Source organism: Cognatilysobacter terrigena (assembly GCF_004361065.1).
Lineage (GTDB): Bacteria > Pseudomonadota > Gammaproteobacteria > Xanthomonadales > Xanthomonadaceae > Cognatilysobacter > Cognatilysobacter terrigena.
Genome location: NZ_SELT01000050.1, coordinates 1 through 2,838, shown reverse-complemented (window position 1 = coordinate 2,838; position 2,838 = coordinate 1). Strand labels below are relative to the sequence as shown.

Sequence of the window (2,838 nt, the reverse complement as noted above, 5' to 3'; positions counted from 1 at the left end):
CGTTTGCACTACGCGCCAGCTCTTTTCTGGGAATTGGAAGGCGCCTTGGCTAAGGTGGAAGCCCGACACCGCAAGGCTTTGTTGGAAGAGTGCATGCGGATCATCAGTCGCTATGGGCCTAACAACTCGTCCAAGCCGACGCCGCTTCGCGGCGCGGCTTAACTCAGGTGTTAGGCGGCTGAGGAGAGATCATGGCGTCTGAAGAATAGCTTCGGGCAGATTTCGAATCGGCAATGGGGAGGAGTTTGGAAATCTGGTGAGCCCGCCAGTTCCATTTCTCGAAGCGTCTCCCCAAGAGTGCTGCGAAGCAATCTGGGCAGTGTTCGGTCGTGGTGTGAAGCTAGATGACCTCGTCTCGCTCTCACCGGAGCACCTCGATCGCCTAGCCCAGAGTTTTGCAAAGTGGTTTGAGTGTGAGCGTCCGCCGGTCATGCAGCTTGCTGAAGCAGTTGCACGCACCTTGGCACGCTGGCCGGCGGGTTCACTCAGTGCGTCCGCCTAACAATTCGTCCAAGCCGACGCCGCTTCGCGGCGCGGCTTAACTCAGGTGTTAGGCGGCAATGGCTACTCAACTAGAGCTTGAAGTGATCCTTGCTGCCCAAGGCGGCCTCTCCGCGCCGATTCCAGGTGACGAGTGGCGCACGGTTCTCGGTGTGGGCGGGCAATATTGCTCAGTCCGGCTGCGGTTCCCTGGGGAGCTGCCGTTGGGCCAGGCGTCCCGAGTACAAGCGGATTTCCTATTCCCAGAGGCCGTCGAGCATTTTCCCGCGGGCACGCAGTTCACGGTGTGGCATGGTGGCGTCGTGGGTAACGGCCGCGTGCTGGCGGTTGCCGCCTAACAATTCGTCCAAGCCGACGCCGCTTCGCGGCGCGGCTTAACTCAGGGTGTTAGACCCCGGAGGAACGCTGCAATGAGTGTGTGGTCCCTACTGCTAGCCGCCACCGTCGCAGCCGCCGCGCCGCCGCCAACCGGCCGCTATGTAGCGGTTACTGAGACCGAGTACGAACTAGAGCTGGTACTCAACCCATCCGGTGATGCTGAGCTCAAGAGCCACGAATGGGAGCCTGGTGAGTACGCATCAGGCCCTCGATCACGCCTCAAGGGTCACTGGTCCACGCAAAAAGGAACGGTGTTAGTCGCGTTCCCGTCCGGCAAGACCGTGTCCTTCCATGTCGAGCGGTGTCTTTCGCACAGCGAGTTCGGCGGCAAAGGCTGCTCGCCCGGGCTCAAGCTCATTAAGACGAACTTGCCGGCCTTCTGGGGGCTCCAGCGCTTCGGGCTTTGGCGCTCGGACCAGCTCAAGCTCGGGGCCTAACAATTCGTCCAAGCCGACGCCGCTACGCGGCGCGGCTTAACTCAGGTGTTAGGCGCCAGAATGAAACGTCATGCGCTTCTGTTGGCTTTCAGCGCCCTCACCGGCCAAGCGAATGCCGGTCAGCCGATTGCGTTGAGTCCCGCTAGGCTCGCCGAAACCATCGCCGCCCACGTGGGCCATAAGGTCCGGGTATCGGGTTGCGTCGCGTCGCACATGCACGGCATGCAGATCGAGCCTTGCGGCTCGTCCGATTGGCGGGAGCTGGTCGCGCTCACGGACGCCGATGAGCACGTTTGGAAAGCCATGGGCCGCATCGGGCTCCCGCCTATGGGCTCCGCGTGGATGGAGGTGGAGGGCACCGTGGTAAATGAACCTATCGTCTGGCCAAAGCCCGGAACTCGTCTCATGCTGCGCGTCGACAAGGTGCTCAAGGTTCATCGCTTGGCGCCTAACAATTCGTCCAAGCCGACGCCGCTTCGCGGCGCGGCTTAACTCAGGTGTTAGGGCTCATGAGAAGGATTGTCGCCACTTGTGTACTTGGCCTCGTGCTGCATGCGCCTGCTCGAGCTGAAGAGGCTCATTGGAGCATCAGCTCGCGTGCACTCTCCTGCCCTAGCGCCGTGCAGGCTGGAAAGCCCTTCACGGTCCGGATGGCACCGGGCGCTGGCCGGGAGCTGGCAGTCCACAGGATTTCCGATGGCGCATGGTTCTTCCTTGTCGTCGCCGGTCCACCTGCCGGGCAGACAAACCTGGTTGAGCCTGCTGAGCTGGCCCGTCGCACGCACCTGCAGATTCCCGCCACGCTGCAGTCGGCTGCTTGGTCTGCCGGCGCGAAGCCCCAAGCCGTGTTTCGCCCCGGTGTCTACGAGCTCATGCTCTCGGACAACCTCGAATCCGGGCAGGGCGGCTACAAGTGCCGGCTCAAGGTCACCGGCCTGAGCCCTAACAATTCGTCCAGGCCGACGCCGCTTCGCGGCGCGGCTTAACTCAGGTGTTAGCCATTGATGGAGACTTCCGTGAAGCTCGTAGCTTTCCTTGCCGCCGCGTTCGTTAGCCTCACTGTCCACGCAGGCGACATTGCGGCGTGCTCCGATCCGAGTGGCAAGGGGTACTTCCCTGAAACGGGGATCGTCAAAAAGGCCGATAGCGGCTGGCAGGATGAGAAGATCACTGGTGGCATCACGAAGCTCCCGAAGATCGCCGAGGGTGAGTACGACATCCTCTTCGTCGACACACGAAAGGACATCATCTCTGCCCGCGGGGACGGCGGCACCGTCATTCCGCTAAATCGCGGCGAGAAGTCTTTTTCGGTACTCGTCGTCTATCCGGGCAAAACCGCAGAGGTCTACACCTTCCTCGAGAACGCTTCAGGTGGCCTCGAGTATCTGCACACCCTTAGCCGCGCCGGAGACGGCGTGCTGATCACCAAGGCGAGCGTCATGCAAGGCAAGTGCAGTTACATTGCCTTTGATCAGCTGTGAGTACAGCCTGCTCAACGGCTAACAATTCGTCCAAGCCGACG

4 protein-coding genes are annotated in these 2,838 nt (G+C 61.5%); all 4 read left to right on the top strand.

Annotation, left to right across the window (positions count from 1 at the left end; translation table 11 throughout):
- Positions 1–911 precede the first annotated feature (911 nt).
- Complete coding sequence (locus EVS83_RS15275) at positions 912–1,316, top strand: hypothetical protein (RefSeq protein WP_133502031.1); 405 nt, start codon at positions 912–914, stop codon at positions 1,314–1,316.
- Between the two features lie 60 nt (positions 1,317–1,376).
- Positions 1,377–1,808 (top strand): hypothetical protein, encoded by a 432-nt coding sequence (locus tag EVS83_RS15270; protein WP_133502029.1) that lies wholly within the window; start codon positions 1,377–1,379, stop codon positions 1,806–1,808.
- A gap of 128 nt (positions 1,809–1,936) precedes the next feature.
- A complete protein-coding gene (locus EVS83_RS15265; protein WP_133502027.1) occupies positions 1,937–2,302 on the top strand; it encodes a hypothetical protein in 366 nt (121 codons plus the stop codon).
- Positions 2,303–2,332: 30 nt separating this feature from the next.
- The gene (locus tag EVS83_RS15260; RefSeq protein WP_246022999.1) at positions 2,333–2,797 is read left to right on the top strand and encodes a hypothetical protein; all 465 of its coding nucleotides are present in this window, start codon (positions 2,333–2,335) and stop codon (positions 2,795–2,797) included.
- The last annotated feature ends 41 nt before the right edge of the window (positions 2,798–2,838 follow it).